The sequence below is a fragment of the Nonomuraea sp. NPDC049480 genome, assembly GCF_044465905.1.
GTDB lineage: Bacteria > Actinomycetota > Actinomycetes > Streptosporangiales > Streptosporangiaceae > Nonomuraea.
The window spans coordinates 697,358-714,359 of sequence record NZ_JBITMD010000001.1; the positions used below are offsets into that span (position 1 = coordinate 697,358).

Annotated in this window: 14 protein-coding genes; 10 read left to right on the top strand and 4 right to left on the bottom strand. The window is 69.6% G+C overall.

The genetic code is table 11. The features are described 5' to 3' along the window. From ACIBX3_RS03285 to ACIBX3_RS03305, 5 genes are all read left to right on the top strand, one after another. Positions 1-234: a hypothetical protein gene (locus tag ACIBX3_RS03285; RefSeq protein WP_397112549.1), complete on the top strand. Its 234-nt coding sequence runs from the start codon at positions 1-3 to the stop codon at positions 232-234. Next, positions 231-713 (top strand): Clp protease N-terminal domain-containing protein, encoded by a 483-nt coding sequence (locus ACIBX3_RS03290; protein ID WP_397112551.1) that lies wholly within the window; start codon positions 231-233, stop codon positions 711-713. Before ACIBX3_RS03285 ends, ACIBX3_RS03290 begins: the two co-directional genes overlap by 4 nt. A 152-nt stretch (positions 714-865) precedes the next feature. Continuing rightward, a complete protein-coding gene (locus ACIBX3_RS03295; RefSeq protein WP_397113384.1) occupies positions 866-1,768 on the top strand; it encodes an ABC transporter ATP-binding protein in 903 nt (300 codons plus the stop codon). Then, positions 1,765-2,610, top strand: a complete 846-nt coding sequence (locus tag ACIBX3_RS03300) for an ABC transporter permease (RefSeq protein ID WP_397112553.1) — start codon at positions 1,765-1,767, stop codon at positions 2,608-2,610. Before ACIBX3_RS03295 ends, ACIBX3_RS03300 begins: the two co-directional genes overlap by 4 nt. A 4-nt stretch (positions 2,611-2,614) precedes the next feature. Beyond that, positions 2,615-3,850, top strand: a complete 1,236-nt coding sequence (locus ACIBX3_RS03305; protein WP_397112555.1) for a DUF418 domain-containing protein — start codon at positions 2,615-2,617, stop codon at positions 3,848-3,850. On the opposite strand, the gene ACIBX3_RS03310 is transcribed toward ACIBX3_RS03305, so the two are convergent. From ACIBX3_RS03310 to ACIBX3_RS03325, 4 genes are all read right to left on the bottom strand, one after another. Further along, the gene (locus tag ACIBX3_RS03310; protein WP_397112557.1) at positions 3,847-8,721 is read right to left on the bottom strand and encodes an NAD-glutamate dehydrogenase; all 4,875 of its coding nucleotides are present in this window, start codon (positions 8,719-8,721) and stop codon (positions 3,847-3,849) included. The genes ACIBX3_RS03305 and ACIBX3_RS03310 overlap by 4 nt on opposite strands. Positions 8,722-8,759: 38 nt before the next feature. Beyond that, entirely contained in the window at positions 8,760-9,563 is an 804-nt protein-coding gene (locus ACIBX3_RS03315) for a tryptophan 2,3-dioxygenase (protein WP_397112559.1), read from the bottom strand. 86 nt (positions 9,564-9,649) lie between these two features. Continuing rightward, positions 9,650-9,847: a zf-HC2 domain-containing protein gene (locus ACIBX3_RS03320; RefSeq protein ID WP_397112561.1), complete on the bottom strand. Its 198-nt coding sequence runs from the start codon at positions 9,845-9,847 to the stop codon at positions 9,650-9,652. Next, positions 9,847-10,392 (bottom strand): sigma-70 family RNA polymerase sigma factor, encoded by a 546-nt coding sequence (locus tag ACIBX3_RS03325; protein ID WP_397112563.1) that lies wholly within the window; start codon positions 10,390-10,392, stop codon positions 9,847-9,849. Before ACIBX3_RS03325 ends, ACIBX3_RS03320 begins: the two co-directional genes overlap by 1 nt. 147 nt (positions 10,393-10,539) lie before the next feature. Here ACIBX3_RS03325 and ACIBX3_RS03330 point away from each other — a divergent pair, with 147 nt between their 5' ends. The 5 genes from ACIBX3_RS03330 (at position 10,540) to ACIBX3_RS03350 (ending at position 16,737) form a co-directional block, all read left to right on the top strand. Beyond that, positions 10,540-11,151: a DUF4142 domain-containing protein gene (locus tag ACIBX3_RS03330; RefSeq protein WP_397112565.1), complete on the top strand. Its 612-nt coding sequence runs from the start codon at positions 10,540-10,542 to the stop codon at positions 11,149-11,151. Beyond that, positions 11,152-12,606: a DUF1996 domain-containing protein gene (locus tag ACIBX3_RS03335; RefSeq protein WP_397112567.1), complete on the top strand. Its 1,455-nt coding sequence runs from the start codon at positions 11,152-11,154 to the stop codon at positions 12,604-12,606. A 74-nt stretch (positions 12,607-12,680) separates the two neighbouring features. Beyond that, the gene (locus ACIBX3_RS03340) at positions 12,681-13,550 is read left to right on the top strand and encodes a hypothetical protein (RefSeq protein WP_397112569.1); all 870 of its coding nucleotides are present in this window, start codon (positions 12,681-12,683) and stop codon (positions 13,548-13,550) included. Positions 13,551-13,611: 61 nt separating this feature from the next. Beyond that, positions 13,612-15,210, top strand: coding sequence for an NADH-ubiquinone oxidoreductase-F iron-sulfur binding region domain-containing protein (locus tag ACIBX3_RS03345; RefSeq protein WP_397112571.1), 1,599 nt, complete (start codon positions 13,612-13,614; stop codon positions 15,208-15,210). An 87-nt stretch (positions 15,211-15,297) separates the two neighbouring features. Next, positions 15,298-16,737, top strand: coding sequence for an FAD-binding protein (locus tag ACIBX3_RS03350; protein ID WP_397112573.1), 1,440 nt, complete (start codon positions 15,298-15,300; stop codon positions 16,735-16,737). Positions 16,738-17,002 lie beyond the last annotated feature (265 nt).

The window sequence follows — 17,002 nt, forward strand, 5'->3', positions numbered from 1 at the left end:
ATGCCGGCAGAAGACGTACCCGTTCCCCAGGACCCCGCCGACGCGCTGGCGGCCGTCATGGCGCTGCGACGCCTGGCCGACCAACTGGAGGACGCCGCCGTGGAGCAGGCCATGCGCGCGGGCTGGAGCTGGCCCGACGTCGCCGAGGCGCTCGGCGTCACCCGCCAGGCGGTCCACAAGAAGCACGCCAAGCGGCTCATCGCCGCCGGCGTCACGCTGAGGAGACGCCAGTGAGCAGAATCGACCACTACATCCAGGACGTCATCATGCGAGGAGGAGCCGAGGCCCTGGAGGACGGCTCCGCCGTGACCGAGGCCCATCACCTCCTGCTGGCGATCGCCGCCATCGAGGACACCGCCGCGCACCGCGTCCTGACCTCGGCGAGCCTTGGGCGCCAGGCCGTCAGGGAGGCGCTGGACCGGGAGTTCGAGCACAGTCTGAGCGCGGTCGGAGTGTCCCTCGCCTCCTTCGACCTCCCGCGGCCCAGCCGCGACCCCAAGGCCCCGCCCAAGCTCGGCGCCTCGGCCTGGCTCGCGCTCGACCGCGGCGTCGCCGCCTGCAAGGGCAAGAAAGACATGCGTCCCGCCCATCTGCTGCTCGGCGTCCTCGACACCGAGATCGGCACCGTGCCCCGCGCGCTCGCCCTGGCGGGTGTCGATCGGGCCGGCTTGATGGCGCGCGTCCGGGAGACGCTCGCGCACGAGAGTTGGTAACCCGGCGCTAGTCATATGTGACTAGCCCTCACGTTTTCCCATTCCTTACGCTCCGGCCCGGTTCGGGCCGCGATGCGTCATGCCCTCGCGCCGGAACCCCGCCGGCTCGGATCCCGGCGCGAGGGCGTGCGATCACGGAGAGAGATTCCATGATGACGAAGAGCAAGAAGGTCGTGCTCGACGTCGACGGCCTGCGCATGCGCTACGGCGCCGTCGACGTCCTGCACGATGTCACGTTCCAGGTCCGTCACGGCGAGGTGCTGGCCCTGTTAGGCCCGAACGGAGCGGGCAAGACCACCACGATCGAGATCCTGGAGGGCTTCCGCGCCCGCTCGGAGGGCCGGGCCGAGGTGCTCGGCGCCGACCCCGCGCACGGCGACGAGCGGTGGCGGGCCCGGATCGGGGTCGTCCTGCAGTCCTGGCGCGACCACGGCAAATGGCGCGTCCGCGAGTTCCTGGCCCACCTCGGCACCTACTACGCCGCGTACGCCACCGCCGAGATCCCGCGGCCCTGGGACCCCGACGAGCTGATCGAGGCGGTGGGCCTGACCGAGCACTCGGGCAAGAAGATCAAGACGCTGTCCGGCGGCCAGCGGCGCAGGCTGGACGTGGCGATCGGTCTCGTGGGCCGCCCCGAGCTGCTCTTCCTGGACGAGCCGACCGCGTCGTTCGACCCGCAGGCCAGGCACGAGTTCCACGATCTCGTACGCGGCCTGGTCGACACCCACGAGACCACCGTCCTGCTCACCACCCACGACCTGGACGAGGCCGAGAAACTGGCCGACCGCATCCTCGTGCTGAACGGCGGCCGGATCATCGCCGACGGCACGGCCGCCCAGCTCGCGCGTCGGATCGCCGGCGAGGACGAGGTGCGCTGGGTGCGCGGCGGGCGACGCTACGCGGAGAAGACCACCGACTCGACCAAGCTCACCCGGGACCTGTTCGCCCAGTACGGCGACGACGTGCAGGAGCTCGAGGTCCACCGTGCCTCGCTGGAGCAGACCTACCTCGCCCTGGTCCGCCAGGCCGAATCGACCCTGGAGGCGACCCGATGAGCCCCGCCACGACGGCACTGCGCGCGGGCTGGTCCCGCGGCCTGATCGAGCTGCGGCAGTCGTTCACCAACGGCGCCGAGCTGTTCTCGCACTTCCTCTGGCCCGGGCTGATGGTGGCCGCCATGTTCTTCCTCCGGGACATGTCGTTCGGGTCCAGCGGGCTCCTGCTGGGCACCCTGGCACTGCCGGGCATCCTCGGCATGAACGCCGCGACCGGCATGATCAGCATGAGCCAGCAGCTCACCGCCGACCGCGAGGACGGCACCCTGCTGCGGGCCAAGGCGACCCCGCACGGGATGCCCGCCTACCTCGCCGGCAAGGTGATCTCGGTCGCCGGCGGCCTCCTCGCCGACCTGGCGATCTTCCTCGTGCCCGGCATGCTCATCGTCGAGGGCCTGCGGATCGGACCGGCCTCCTGGCCCACCCTGGCCTGGGTGCTGGCGCTGGGCCTGCTGGCGACCCTGCCCCTCGGCGCGGTCCTGGGCTCGGTGTTCGGCAGCGCCCGTGCCCAGGGGCTGATCCAGCTGCCGTACCTCGCCGTGATCGGGATCTCCGGCATCTTCTACCCGCTCACCGCGCTGCCCGAATGGCTGCAGTGGATCGCCCAGATCTTCCCGATCTACTGGATGGGGCTCGGCATGCGCTCGGCCCTGCTGCCGGACTCGGCGGTCGCGGTCGAGATCGGCGAGTCCTGGCGGCACCTGGAGACCGCCGGCGTGCTTGGCGCCTGGGCGGTGTTCGGCCTGCTCGTGGCGCCGATTGTGCTGCGGCGGATGGCGCGCGGGGAGTCCGGTTCGAGCGTGGCGGCGCGCCGCGAGCGCGCCCTGCGGCGGGCCGGGTGACGCCATGACCGTCACGACACTGACCGGCCGGTCGCTGGCGCCTGACCTGGCCCGCGGCTTCATGCTCCTGGCGATCGCGCTCGCGCACGCGCCGGTGTTCGTCTCCGGCGCGGCCCCTGGCGTCCTCGACGGCGTCGCCGCGTTCCTCGATCACCTGCTCGCCCACAACCAGGCCCGGCCCATGTTCGTGTTCCTGTTCGGCTACGCGCTGGGGCAGCTCGCGTACCGGCACAAGGGTGACTGGCCTTCGCTCAAAGGGCTGCTGCGGCGCAGGGGCCGGTGGCTGATCGTCATCGGCTTCGCGCACGGGGTGCTGCTCGTGCCGCTGGACATCGTCGCGGTGTACGGGCTGACGCTCCTGGTGCTCGCCCCGCTGGTGCGGGCCCGCGACTCGGTGCTGTGCTGGACGGCCGCCCTGACCCTCGTCCCGGCGGCGCTCGTGGTCTCCGGGCCGATCATCCTGGCGTACGCCGGCGCGGTGCCCATCACGCCGGCCGAGATCATGCCGGCCGACCTCGGCTCCCATCTCCTCTCCGGCCTCCAGCTGTGGCCGTTCAAGACGGTTCTGGGCACGATCGACGTCGTGCCGGGCATGCTCCTGGGCATCTGGGCGGCCCGCCGCCGGATCCTGGACGAGCCCGAGAGCCACAAGACCCTGCTGCGCCGCGTCACCGTGATCTGCCTCGGCGTCGCGCTCGTGGGCAGGCTCCCGGGGGCCCTGCTGATGGCCGGCGCCTGGACGGCCCCCTGGCCCGGGGCCGTCGTCCTCGCGCACACCCTCACCGGCTACGCCGGCGGCGTCGGCCTGGCCGCCCTCGTCGGCCTCGTCGCGACGCGGGCGGACCGCGGCCGCACCAGTACGCCCGCGGCCATGGGACCCGGCCCCCTCACCACCGCCATGCCCATGGCCTCACTGCGTTCGGCGGGCTCGGTCGCCAGACGCCGCCGCCTTCCCCCGCTCTGGTCGCTCCGCTCCCGCCGCTCCTCCAGGCGACGGCACTCCCTCGCCATCGCCGCGCTCGGACAAAGGTCACTGACGTTCTACCTGTTGCAGTCGGTGGTGTTCCTCGTGCTGTTCTACCCGTTCACCCTGGACCTGGGCGACGACCTGGGGTTCGCCGCCGCGTCCGGGATCGCGATCGCCATCTGGGCGGTCTCGGTCCCGGCGGCGGACCTCATGCGCCGCGCGGGCCATCGCGGCCCGGCGGAGCTGCTGCTGCGGCGGCTTGTCTACCGTTAGGCCCCCGTGTGCGGGAGGTTGCTGGCGGACACCAGCGTGCGGATGGCGCGCAGCGCGACCGAGAGCGTGGCCAGGTCGAAGTTGTCACTCTCCCAGATCTCCGACAGCGTCTGCCTGGCCCGCGCGACGGCCGCCGAGTTGGCCTCCGCCCACCCGGCCAGCCGCTCCTCCGGCGGCAGTCCCGGCTTGCTGTGGGCGAGCACGTCCCTGGTCAGGGAGGCGTGAGCGGCGTACAGGTCATCGCGCAGGGCCGAGCGGGCCATGGAGTTCCACCGGTTGTCCCTGGGCAGCGCGATGATCCGCTCCCTGAGCCTGGCCAGCTGGAGGCGGTCGGCCAGGTCGAAGTAGACCTCGCCCACCTCGTTGACCGGCCGGTCCGTCAGGGAGGAGACCTCGACCAGGTCGAGCGTGGAGTAGGCGGGCACCATGGCGGCCACCCGCTCGGCCAGCTCCAGCGGCACGCCCCTGGCCACGAACGCGTCGCGGCGCTCCTCGTACGCGGCCAGGTCGGGTCCCGTGAGCAGCTTCGGGATGTGGGCCACGAGCCCGTTGACGCCCTTCACGAAGAACCCCACGGACCCGGCCAGGTCCAGCGGCGGGCGGCGGTTGACCAGCAGCCAGCGGGTGCCGCGCTCGACGAGCTTGCGGGCCTCCAAGAGCATGGCGATCTGGACATCGGTGTTCACCTTGTTGTCCAGGGACTCCACGGCCCGGTAGAAGCTCGGCAGGTCGAAAACCTCCCGCGCCACGAGCCACGCCCGCACGATGTCGGGCGTCGAGGCGCCGGTCTCCTCGCCGAAGCGGTGCATGAACGTGGTGCCCATGGAGTTGACCAGGTCGTTCACCACGCCGGTGGTGATGATCTCGCGGCGCAGCGGGTGCGCGTCCATGTACGAACGGAACCGCTCGCGCAGCGCCGACGGGAAGTACGACACCAGCCACGACTCCAGGTACGGCTCGTCGGGCAGGTCGGAGCTCAGCAGCTCGGCGTCGGCCACCAGCTTGGTGTAGGCCAGCAGCACGGAGAACTCGGGCGCTGTCAGGCCCAGCCTGGCCTGACGACGCTCGGCCAGCGTCTTGTCCGACGGCAGGAACTCCAGCTCCCGGTTGACCAGCCCTTCGCGCTCCAGCCGCCGCAGGTAGCGGGCGTGGATGTGGAGCATCTCCACGGCCTGGGCGCGGGCGGCGGCCAGGACCACGTTCTGCGCGTAGTTGTCCCGCAGCACCAGGCGGGCGACCTCGTCGGTCATCGAGGTGAAGACCTGGTTGCGCTGCTTGTCGGTCAGCTCGCCGTCGCGGACGACCTGGTCGAGCAGGATCTTGATGTTCACCTCGTGGTCGGAGGTGTCCACGCCGGCCGAGTTGTCGATGAAGTCGGTGTTGGCCAGCCCGCCGTTGAGCGCGAACTCGATGCGGGCCAGCTGGGTGAAGCCCAGGTTGCCGCCCTCGCCGACGACCTTGCAGCGCAGGTCGGCGGCGTTGACCCGGAGCCCGTCGTTGGCCTTGTCCCCCACGTCGGCGTGGGACTCGGAGGTGGCCTTCACGTACGTGCCGATGCCGCCGTTCCACAGCAGGTCGACCGGGGCCCGCAGGATGGCGCTGATCAGGTCGTTCGGCGCCATCGAGTTGACCCCCGCCGGGATGCCGAGCGCTTCGTGCATCTGCGGGGTGATCTGGATGGACTTGGCCGTCCGCGGGAAGACGCCGCCGCCCGGCGAGATCAGCTTGGGATCGTAGTCCTCCCAGGAGCTGCGCGGCAGCTTGAACAAGCGCTGCCGCTCGGTGAAGGAGCGGGCGGCGTCGGGCGTGGGGTCGATGAAAATGTGCCGGTGGTCGAACGCGGCCACCAGCCGGATGTGCTGGGACAGCAGCATGCCGTTGCCGAACACGTCGCCCGACATGTCGCCGACGCCCGCCACCGTGAAGTCGGTGGTCTGCGTGTCCACGCCCATGGTCCGGAAGTGGTACTTCACCGACTCCCAGGCGCCGCGAGCGGTGATGCCCATGGCCTTGTGGTCGTAACCGACGGAGCCGCCGGAGGCGAACGCGTCGCCCAGCCAGAACCCGTACTCCTTGGCCACGCCGTTGGCGATGTCGGAGAAGGTGGCGGTGCCCTTGTCGGCCGCGACGACCAGGTAGGTGTCGTCGCCGTCGTGCCTGACCACGTCGGGCGGCGGCACGACCTTGCCGTCCACGAGGTTGTCGGTGATGTCCAGCAGGCCCGAGATGAACGTGCGGTAGCAGGCCACGCCCTCGGCGAGCAGCTCCTCACGAGAGCCCCCCACAGGGGGACGTTTGACGACAAATCCACCTTTCGACCCAGTCGGGACAATAACGGTGTTCTTCACCATCTGCGCCTTAACCAGGCCCAAAATCTCCGTCCGGAAATCCTCCATCCGGTCAGACCATCGGAGACCGCCCCGGGCCACCTTCCCGAAACGGAGATGAACGCCCTCGACTCGCGGCGAGTACACGAATATCTCGAACTTGGGCCGCGGCAGCGGGAGCACACTGATGGCCTGCGGGTCGAATTTAAGCGAAATGTACGATTTGTGGCGACCATCTACGGTTTGGAAGTAATTCGTCCTCAATGTCGCCTTGATCATCTCCAGGTACGCCCGCAGGATCCGGTCGTCGTCCAGCGAGGCCACCTCGTCCAGCGCCCCGAGGATCTCCTCGTGCAGCGCGTCCACGAGATCGCACCGCAGGTCGTCGGAGCGTTTGGGGTCCAGCTTGGCCTCGAACAGGTTCACCAGCAGCCGCGCCAGCCGCACGTTCCCGGTCAGCACCTTCTCCATGTACGGCTGCGAGAACGTGCTCCCGGCCTGCCGGAGGTACTTGGCGTACACCCGGAGGATCTGCACTTCCTCCCAGCGCAACCCGGCCGTCAGGATGAGCGCGTTGAAGTCGTCGGCCTGCACCTGCTGCTTCCACAGGGCGGTGAGCCCGTCCTGGAAGAGCCGCTTGAAGTCGTTCCTGTCCACCTCGTCGGAGGGGGTGTAGCGCAGGCCGAAGTCGTAGATCCAGGCGTTCTTGGTGCCGGGGTCGCCGTCCCTGTCCACCTCGTACGGCCGCTCGTCCACGACCTCCACCCCGAGCCGCTGGATCAGCGGAAGGGCATGGGACAGCGAGATGGGCGAGCCGATCTTGTAGATCTTGAGCCGCCGCTCCCCCTCGGCCGCGTCGTACGGCTCATAGAGGTTGATCCCGACCTCGTCGTCATCGCCGGCGGCGACGAGCGCCTCCAGGCGGCGCAGGTCCAAGACGGCCACCTTGGGCGGAAAGTCCGCTTTATACCCTTCAGGGAACGCGGACGCGTACCGCCTGAGGAGCGCCGGCGCCTCCTCCTCCGAGGTCATCTCCCCCAGCGCGGCGGCCAGGTCGTCCTCCCAGGAGCGGGTGAGCGCGGCCAGCCGGGCCTCGAGCTCCTCCACGTCCACGCTCGGCGGCGGCAGCTGCCTGCTCCGCTCGCCCCGCACGACCACGTGCAGCCGGGCCAGCACCGACTCACCGATCATCGCGCTGTAGTCCAGCGACTTGCCGCCCAGGGCCTTGAGCAGGACCTCCTGCATCTTCAGCCGGACCTTGGTGGTGTAGCGGTCGCGCGGCAGGTAGATCAGGCAGGAGATGTAGCGGCCGTAGTCGTCGCGCCGCAGGAAGAGCTTGACCTGCTTGCGCTCGCGCAGCCGCAGCACGCCCAGCGCGATCGGCAGCAACTGCTCGATCGAGGTCTGGAACAGCTCGTCGCGCGGGAACGTCTCGAGGATCTCGATCAGGTCCTTGCCGTCGTGGCTGTCGGGCGTCAGCCCGGCATGGTCCAGCACGTCGGCCAGCTTCCGCCGGAGCACCGGGATCCTGGAGATCGACTCGTTGTAGGCCACGTGCGTGAACAGGCCGAGGAAGCGCCGCTCGCCGACCACCTCGCCCGCGGGCGAGAACGTCTTGACCCCGATGTAGTCCAGATAGGCCGACCGGTGGACGGTCGCCCGGGAGTTGGCCTTGGTGATGATCATGAGGTGCTTCTCGCGTGCCTTGGCCCGCACCTCGGGGGGCAGCACGGAGAAGCTCGCGGAGCCGGGCCTGTCGTCGCGCAGGATGCCCAGCGCCGCCCCGGGCAGCGAACGCAGCGCCTCGCCCTCGTCGGTGTCCTCCAGGCGGTATTCGCGATAGCCCAGGAAGGTGAAGTGCCCGTCGGCGAGCCAGCGCAGCAGGTCGATGCTGTCCTCGACCTCCGCGGGCTCCAGCGGCGGCGGGTTCATGCCCAGGTCTTCGGCGGTCTGCACGGCCAGCGCCCGCATCTTCCTGAAGTCCTCGACCGCGTGCCGCACGTCGGAGAGCACCCGCTGGAGATCGGCCTCCAGCCTCCTGAGCACCTCCGGGTCGGACTGCCGGTCGATCTCGATGTGCATCCACGACTCGACCAGCATCTGGCCGGTGACGTCCTCCTGGCCGCGGCCGAGCATCCTGCCGGTCATGTCGCGGCGCACCCGCATCTGCGGGTGGACCACCAGGTGGATGCCGAAGTCGTGCCGGTCCAGCTCCATCGTCACCGAGTCGACCAGGAACGGCATGTCGTCGGTGACGACCTCGACCACGGAGTGCCCGGGATCCCAGCCGTGCTCCTCCAGGGTGGGGGTGTAGGCGCGGACCACCGCCCGGCCCTGCGGGCGCACCTCGGCCAGCTGGCGCTGCGACATGGCAGGGCCGTACACGTCGACCGGGTTGCGGTCGAGCAGGTCCTCCGGCGCCACGTGCCGGTAATAGAACCGGAGGAAGGACAGCGCCTCCTCGGTGGTCACGTGTTCGCTGCTCGCCGCGCAGCTCTCCGCGGCTCGCTGGAGCAGCTCGTCCTTGGCCTCGTCGAGGGGCATCTGGGTCTCACTCCTTTGTGAGGGTTCGCCGTGGCCGTTCATAGCCAGGCCCTTAGTTCCCACAGCAGCGGGAAGTAGTGCAGGCGCGTTCTATCGCGCAGATAAGGGGCGCCGGTCGAGCCGCCGGTGCCCGACTTGGTGCCGATCTGGCGTTCTACCATCTGGACATGACGCATCCGCCACAGGGCGGCGGTCTCGTCGTGTGTCAGGAGGTCCTCGGCCAGCTGCCACAGGTCGTCGTAGGACCGGCGGTCTCTGGCCACGGCCAGCAGCGAGGCCATGATCTCGTCGTCGGAGACCGGTAGGCCTCGCTGAGAGAGGGCGGCCAGGTAAGCATCCCACAACGTGGGCTCCTCCAGCCTCCGGCGCAGCCTGGCGAGCTCGGTGTCGCCGGCATGCCGGAAGCTGGTGATGTAGCGCTCGTCCTTCAGCCCCGAGATGAACTCCAGCTCGCGGAACTGCACCGACTGGAATCCGCTGGCGGGCGCGAGCTTCGCGCGGAACGCCAGGAAGTCCTGGGGCGTCATCGTCTCCAGGACCTCGATCTGCTCGATCATCACCCGCTCGACCGCGTGCACCCGCCGGAACAGGTGCCTGGCCTGCCACAGCTCGCCGCCGAACATGGCGGCGCGCGTGGCCTCCAGCTCGTGGAGCAGCAGCTTGAACCACAGCTCGTAGACCTGGTGAGTGGTGATGAACAGCAGCTCGTCGGGAGCCTCGGACTGAGGCTGCTGTTGCGCGAGGAGCGCGGGCAGGCAGAGATAACCGCCGTACGACAGCCGGCCGCCTTCCTCTCCGAACTGCCGCTGCGGGGGACCGTGCGCATCACCGTCGATGCCCACTGAACACCTCCCCCTGAACCGCCCGGCCGTGGTTCGCCGGACGCAACGCCTCGCCGTACCGATACCACCCGAAAAGGTGATAGACGTCAACGCGACATCGACATCGGGGGATCGTCGTCGGAGGCCGAGGGGGTGTTCTTGAGCTCGTCGAGCTGCTCGGGCAACTCGGCGAGCTCGACCAGCTCTGCCTGGCACTGCTCGCACGTATCGAGGTGGCGCTCGAACGCCTCGTGCTCCTCTTCATCGAGGACGCCGAGGACATAGGCGGCCACCTCGTCATGCATCAGCCGGCTACCCCCTTGTCCCGCAACTGCTCGCGGAGCGCCCGGATCCCGTAGTAGAGCCGGGACTTCACCGTGCCCGGCGGGATCCCCAGAATCGCCGCCGCTTCATTAATCGTACGGTCTCGAAGGTAGGTCTGCTCTATGACTTCGCGGTGTTCTTCGGACAGGCTGCGTAGCGCGTCGGCGACAACGATCGCTGACAGAGCTCGCTCCGAGCCGTCCGGCACCGCCATCATGTCGACTTCGGGCGGTTCAACCTCCTGGGGTCGTACGCTCTTCCGTCGACGTCCGTCGATGACGATACGGCGGGCTACCGTGAGTAGCCATGCCCATATGAGGCCTGGTTCCCATTGCAGTCTTGCCGAGTTCCGCCAGGCTCGGACGAGCGTCTCCTGCACGACGTCTTCAGCCCATTGAAGGTCGTTACCTGTAGATTTACGTACGTGGCGCAGCAGAGGGCCGCCGAACTCCTGGTAAAGCACCGCAATGCGATGCTCCGCCTCGGCATCCGCACTCTCGAACCTGCCGTCGAGGTGACCTAGCACGGGGCACATCTTTACACCTTTGTTATGGGTCCGGTAGCCACTCCGATAACTCCAGTCATTTCTAACTATCTCGGGCCATAGGTGAACCGGGCTCATGCTGCCCGCGTACCTCCGACCATGCACAGGCTTTTACGTGGCGAGGTCTTCATGCTCGGCGGCTTCGTGCTGGCGGCTGCGGCGACGATCGTGCTGGTCATGCCATCCGCGAGCGATTCCGCGGCCCAGTCCACGACGACGTCCTCCGGCCCGCTTACCGCCGCCGACCGCGACCTCTTGGTCAAGGTGCGGCAGGCCGGCCTCTGGGAGATGCCGGCAGGGGACTATGCGCAGACGCGCGCGGAGTCCCAACGGGTCAAGCAGGTTGCCAGGCAGATCAAGGACGAACACGGGAAGCTGGATCTCCTGGTCCGTCAATCCGCGAAGAAGCTGGGCGTGGACCTGCCTGACGAGCCGAACGCCGACCAGCAGCAGTGGCTGGCCCAGTTGGCCTCCGAGAGCGGCCCCGCGTTCGACAAGGACTACGTGAACCTGTTGCGTGCCGCGCACGGCAAGGTGTTCACCGTGGTGGCGGGCGTACGTTCTGGAACCCGCAACTCCGAGGTACGGAAGCTCGCAGGCGAAGGCATGAACTTCGTCATGCGCCACATGACGTATCTGGAGTCGACCGGCCTGGTCGATCACGGCCAGCTGCCGGAGGCGCCGACGCCCGCCCCCGCTCCACCCGTCGCTCTGGCGGTTGAGGAAAAGAGGAGACACTAAATGAGGAGATCCAGACGCATGGCCGCGGCCATGTCCGCCATGGCCGTGACGGCCACCGGACTGGTGTCCGCGGCCGTCATAGGCGTCGGGCCGGCGCGCGCCGACCACTGCGCCCCGGCTGAACAGGCTTCTCAGGGGCAGAACCGGAACCAAGACCAGGGCCAGCAGCAGGACCAGAACCAGGGACAGCAGCAAGACCAGAACCAGCAGGACCAGAACCAGGGACAGCAGCAGGACCAGACCCAGGACCAAGGCCAGCAGCAGGACCAAGGCCAGCAGGGCGCTGACCAGCAGCAAGGTGCCGACCAGCAGCAGGACGCCGACCAGCAGGCCCCCCAGGGTGGCGGCGCCGCTCTGCTCGACCCCGCCGCCTCGCCCGAGGCCGACGACCAGAACCAGAACCAGGACCAGGGACAGCAGCAGGACCAGGGACAGAACCAGGAGAGCGCGGCCCCCGAGGACGAGCAGGGCGACCAGACGCTCCGCCGCGGCCGCCCGAGGCCGACCCAGAGCCAGAACCCGGGCAACACCGCCTCGCCGTCGCCGTCGGCTTCCCCGACGTCGACCGAGAACCCCGAGGAGTGCGCCGACCTGGGCCCGTTCCCTGAGGACTTCGTCGACATCCGCCAGATCCAGCCGCGCCAGCTCGACAACGCGCGCGTCGGCAGGGACGGCTCCCGCGGCACCTTCGTCTCGCAGTGCGGGAGGAACGAGAACCGCCACAACAACCCGGACAACTTCATCGTCGCCCCCGGCGTGAGCAACGGAGCGCACCACCTCCACGACTACGTGGGCAACCTGTCGACGGACGGATTCTCCACCGACGAGAGCCTTGCCGCAGCGGGTACCACCTGCCAGCGGGGCGACAAGTCCACGTACTTCTGGCCCGTGCTCCGAGACCGCCTGTCCGACGCGAACTCCAACGACCCGGACGGCAACGTCGGCCAGGTGTTGACGGCCCGCTCGGTGCAGCTCCAGTTCCGCGGCAACGCGACCTCCAAGGTCGTGGCCATGCCGAGGTTCCTCAGGTTGATCATGGGTGACGCCAAGGCTGTGACGAACGGCCCGGCCAACGCGCGTGCCGGATGGAGCTGCACGGGATTCCAGAACCGGGTGTCTCCTGACAAATATCCGCTTTGCCCGCGCGGTAGCCAGGTTCTTCGTATCCTGGACTTCCCCAGCTGCTGGGACGGACAGAACACCGACAGTGCCAACCACCGCACTCACGTGGTCTTCCCAGGCCAGAACGGTGCCTGTCCGCAGGGCACCCAGGCGATCCCGCAGCTCCGCATGACCCTCGCGTACTCCGTGCCGCCAGGCCCGTCGTTCGCGGTGGACTCCTTCCCTGAAGAGAAGCACAACCCGATCACCGACCACGCCGACTTCGCCAACGTCATGCCCGACAACCTGATGCGCTCCGTCGTCGATTGCATCAACCAGGGTCGTCGTTGCTGACGGCTTGAGAAAGCGCCCCTAAAGGGCCTAGCCTTCCGAGTCGCACCCTCACCCGATCTTGGAGGGGAACATTGATGCTCCACAGACGGCACCCCCGGCACACGCCCACCAAGCTGGATAACCGAAGCATCCGGCTGGGCGTCAGCGCCATGCTCATGGCCCTCGTCCTCACAGGTTTCGCTGTGACCAGGACGGAACGCGGCATGGCGCTGCTCGGCCGGGCAGTGGGTTTCTTCGAGTACTACATGGGCGTGTTCGCCCTGGTGACGCTGACCGCGACGGTCGCGCTCGGCATCATCACCACCGAACGAGTCTTCCTGTCGCCGCTCAACCGCGTCAGGTCGCAGCTCGCCCACAAGGCCTTCGGCATCATCGGTATGACCTTCCTGGTCACGCACATCTCCCTCATGGTCAGTCTGGGACATATCCCGCCAGGCGCGGTGGTGGTCCCGATCGCGGGCGTGGCCAAAGGCTTCGGCGTACTCGCGTTCGATCTCATGATCCTGGCCGTGGTCACGGGGATTCTGAGGGGGCGCTTCGCGGCAAGGGCCAGGCCATGGATCTGGCGGGTGCTGCACTCCGCCGCCTACGTGGCCTGGCCCGTCGCGATCCTGCACGGACTGACGGCCGGCCGCCCGCCGGCCGGGTGGGTGGCCTGGTCGTACGTGGCCAGCATGGCGGCGGTCGGCTCCGCGCTGGTCGTACGTGTGCTGGCCTCGATGCGCCGCCCGCCGGTGGTAACCGAGCAGGTCGCGGGGCCCGCGGTGACGGCCCCCGTCGCCGTGCCCGTGCCCGCCGAGCGGCCGCAGACGGTCGCGGCGGCGAACCGCGCCGCTGCCGCCGGGGCTGCTGCCGCCGCGGCGGCGGCAGCGGCACAGAACGCGGCACAGAACGCACCGGTGAGCCTCGCCGAGGCTCGGCGCAGATACCGGGAGGCCGGATGAATCCGACCGCAATCGCGAAGGAGCGACCGTGATTCCGGCTCGAGTGCCAAGAGTGTTACGCATGGGTCCGGCACGGCTGACCGCCGGGCTCGACCACACCCGGCGCCTCGACCTGCCGGCCCACCGCACCCTCCACGGCATGACGGAGCCGCGCACGCTGGACGAGCTCATGTCGTACGCCAACGAGGTGGACATGCGCGGGCGCGGCGGGGCGGCGTTCCCGTTCGCGCGCAAGCTGCGTGCCGTCGCTGACGCGGTGCGCAGCATGCGCAGCGAGTGCGTCGTCCTCATCAACGGCGCTGAGGGCGAGCCGGCCAGCTCCAAGGACGCCATGATGCTCACCCGCAACCCCCACCTGGTCCTCGACGGCGCCATCCTGGCCGCCGAGGCTCTGGGGGCCCGCGAGGTGGTCCTCGCCACGCCCGGAGGCGAGGTCTCCGAGGCGTCCGTCAACGCCGCCGTGGCCGAGCGCCAGGCCGCCAACGTGGCCGGCGGCGCCGAGAGCCGTGTGCCGATCCGGGTGGTCGGCATCAAGGAGCGGTTCATCTCCGGGGAAGGCGGCGCGCTCGTCAACGCCGTGAACGGCCAGGAGGGCATCCCGCCCGGCCGCAAGAGGCGGGCCGCGCAGAGCGGCGTGGACGGGCTGCCGACCCTGCTGTCCAACACGGAGACGTACGCGCAGCTCGCCCTGCTGGCCGAGTACGGCCCGGAGAAGTACGCCGAGGTCGGCACGGCCAAGGAACCGGGCACGATCCTGCTCACGGTCAGCGGCGGCGCGGCCAACGGCGCGGTCATCGAGGTGCCGACGGGCGTCATGCTGGCCGACGTTCTCGCCATGTGCGAGGCCGACATCGGCGACGGCGTGCTCTTCGGCGGCTATCACGGCGCGTGGCTGTCGGCCGAGGCGGTCCAGAGGGCCGTGGTCTCGCGCGAGGGCATGAAGGCGGCCGGGGCCACCCTGGGAGCCGGGATCATCGTCCCGGTGGGCTCGTCCACGTGCTCGCTGGGCGAGGCCGCCAGGGTCGCCGCCTATCTGGGGTCCGAGTCGGCGGGCCAGTGCGGCCCGTGCCGCCTCGGCCTCCCGGACATCGGCAGGCTCATGTGCGACCTCGCCGAAGGCAACGGCTCGGTGGACGCGATCCGGCGGGCCGTGCGCATGGTGGAGCGGCGCGGCGCGTGCTCCCACCCGGACGGCACGGCGAAGTTCGTGCTGTCGGCGCTGGACGCGTTCGAGAGCGAGATCACCCTCCACCTGGAGCAGGGCTCGTGCGGGCGCCCGGTGCTGGGTGTGATGCCGATGCCGGAGCGGGAGAAGGAGGTCGAGTACCGCCTGGAGGTGGATTGGTCGCGCTGCATCGGGCACGGGCTGTGCGCACATCTGCTGCCGGAGTTCGTGAAGCTGGACGACTACGGCTTCCCGGCGTTCAGGAAGATCCCCGGGTTCATGGCCAAGGAAGCGCAGCGGGCCGTCGACATGTGCCCGGCGCTGGCCATCAGGCTCTCTTCGGGGGACGGACATGGCGGGCCCGCCCCGAAGCCGAACGGATCGCCGCTGCGGCTGGTGAAGAAGGACGGCACGACGAAGACCGGACCGATTCCGCGGCTCTCGCGGCTAGGGTCAAGGTCTGGCGCTTCGAGAGCCGGAGGGACCGCTGGCTGATCCCTGGATGACAGGCTTCTTGAAGACGAACCCGGTGGGCGATCCGGGCGTCTCACCGGTTGATTGTCGATCGCGTGGGAGGCGTCCGTGGACCACTGGGATTCGGCGTGCCGGGACACGACCATGGTCCGGCGCGATTTTCTGCATGTCGCCGCGATGGCCCCGCTGGCCCTCGCGGCGCCGTCAGCCCTGACCGCGCCAGACTGGGCGCGGTTGCGGCGGCGGCTGAAGGGGACGCTGGTGCGGCCCGGCGACGCCGGGTACGCCGCCGCCCGCCGCCTGTACAACCCGGCCTACGACCGGATCAGGCCGGGCGGGGTCGCGTACTGCGAGAGCGCGGCCGACGTGTCGGCGTGCCTCGCCTTCGCGCGGACGGGCGGCGTCCCCGTCACCGCCCGCTCGGGCGGCCACTCGTACGCGGGCTGGTCCACCGGCACCGGGTTGGTGATCGACCTGTCCCGGATGAGCACGGTCGCCTATGCGGGCGGCCGGGCCACGATCGGGGCCGGGGCCAAGCTGATCGACGTGTACGACCGGCTCGCCCGCCACGGCGTGAGCGTGCCCGCCGGCACCTGCCCCACCGTGGGGATCAGCGGGCTCACCCTGGGCGGCGGGCTCGGGGTGGTGTCCAGGAAGCACGGCCTCACGTGCGACGTGCTGGAGTCCGTACGCGTCGTCACGGCCGACGGCCGCGTGCTGGACTGCGACGCCACCCACCACGCCGACCTCTTCTGGGCCTGCAGGGGCGGGGGCGGCGGCAACTTCGGCGTGGCCGTGTCCTTCACGTTCAGGACCTTCGAGGCCCGCGGCGTGACCGTGTTCTTCCTGAACTGGCCGTGGTCCAAGGCGCGCGCCGCGGTGCGGGCGTGGCAGTCGTGGGCCCCGTCGGCACCCGACGAGCTGTGGTCGTCGCTGCATCTGGCGCGGTCGGCGGGCGGACTCAACGTGGAGCTCGTCGGCGCGTACCTGGGCGGCAAACCGGCGCTCGACCGGCTGCTGGCCCCGCTCGTGGCCGGGGCCGGCCGGCCCTCGTCGCGCTCGGTGCGGGCGGTTTCCCATCTGGAGGCCATGAAGATCATGGGCGGCTGCGGGTCGCGGTCGGTGGCCGAGTGCCGGCGGATCCCGCGCACGGCGTTCGCCGCCAAGTCGCATCTGGCGTACCAGAAGTTGTCGGCCGACGGCGTCCGGGCGCTGGTGAACGGGGTGGCGCGCGGTGGGCGGCACTCGGTGCTGATGGACGCCATGGGCGGTGCGATCGGCCGGGTGAACGCGACGGCGACGGCGTTCCCGCATCGGGCGGCGCTGTTCAGCGTGCAGTATTCCCAGGAAGGGATGGATCGGACGTGGCTCCGTAAGGTACATGCCGATATGTCCCGATATTTCGGAGATCATGCCTATGTGAATTACATAGACCCCGATTTGACGGATTGGCGAGATGCTTACTACGGCGCCAACGCGGCGCGGCTGGCCGCGGTGAGGGCCGCCTACGATCCGGACCGGCTGCTCCGCTTCTCCCAGGGCTTGTAGAACCGCCCGTTGCGGCAATGCCGCGCCTCCCACCGGCCCCGACCGCCGGCCGCCACACGACCGTCTCCGCCGCCTTCACCGTCTCCGCCGACCCCGCTCCGGCGGGCGCCCACCGGGAACGGCATGCCGCAGCCGAGGGCCAGAGCTCGGCACGAAGAAATCCACTAAATGCGACATTTCGCTTTTTGGGGCATTTCGCCTTTTAGGGCATCTGGCGGCGGAAAATGGGTCGCGCCCGGCAGGGGCCGCTGGGAACATGTCGGGG

What these genes read in the sequence shown, in the direction of transcription:
- ACIBX3_RS03345 (WP_397112571.1), top strand. Translation starts at nt 13,612, where the DNA reads ATGGGTCCGGCACGGCTGACCGCCGGGCTCGACCACACCCGGCGCCTC.
- ACIBX3_RS03335 (WP_397112567.1), top strand. Translation starts at nt 11,152, where the DNA reads ATGAGGAGATCCAGACGCATGGCCGCGGCCATGTCCGCCATGGCCGTG.
- ACIBX3_RS03310 (WP_397112557.1), bottom strand. Translation starts at nt 8,721, where the DNA reads ATGCCCCTCGACGAGGCCAAGGACGAGCTGCTCCAGCGAGCCGCGGAG.
- ACIBX3_RS03330 (WP_397112565.1), top strand. Translation starts at nt 10,540, where the DNA reads ATGCTCGGCGGCTTCGTGCTGGCGGCTGCGGCGACGATCGTGCTGGTC.
- ACIBX3_RS03305 (WP_397112555.1), top strand. Translation starts at nt 2,615, where the DNA reads ATGACCGTCACGACACTGACCGGCCGGTCGCTGGCGCCTGACCTGGCC.
- ACIBX3_RS03320 (WP_397112561.1), bottom strand. Translation starts at nt 9,847, where the DNA reads ATGCATGACGAGGTGGCCGCCTATGTCCTCGGCGTCCTCGATGAAGAG.
- ACIBX3_RS03300 (WP_397112553.1), top strand. Translation starts at nt 1,765, where the DNA reads ATGAGCCCCGCCACGACGGCACTGCGCGCGGGCTGGTCCCGCGGCCTG.
- ACIBX3_RS03285 (WP_397112549.1), top strand. Translation starts at nt 1, where the DNA reads ATGCCGGCAGAAGACGTACCCGTTCCCCAGGACCCCGCCGACGCGCTG.
- ACIBX3_RS03295 (WP_397113384.1), top strand. Translation starts at nt 866, where the DNA reads ATGACGAAGAGCAAGAAGGTCGTGCTCGACGTCGACGGCCTGCGCATG.
- ACIBX3_RS03340 (WP_397112569.1), top strand. Translation starts at nt 12,681, where the DNA reads ATGCTCCACAGACGGCACCCCCGGCACACGCCCACCAAGCTGGATAAC.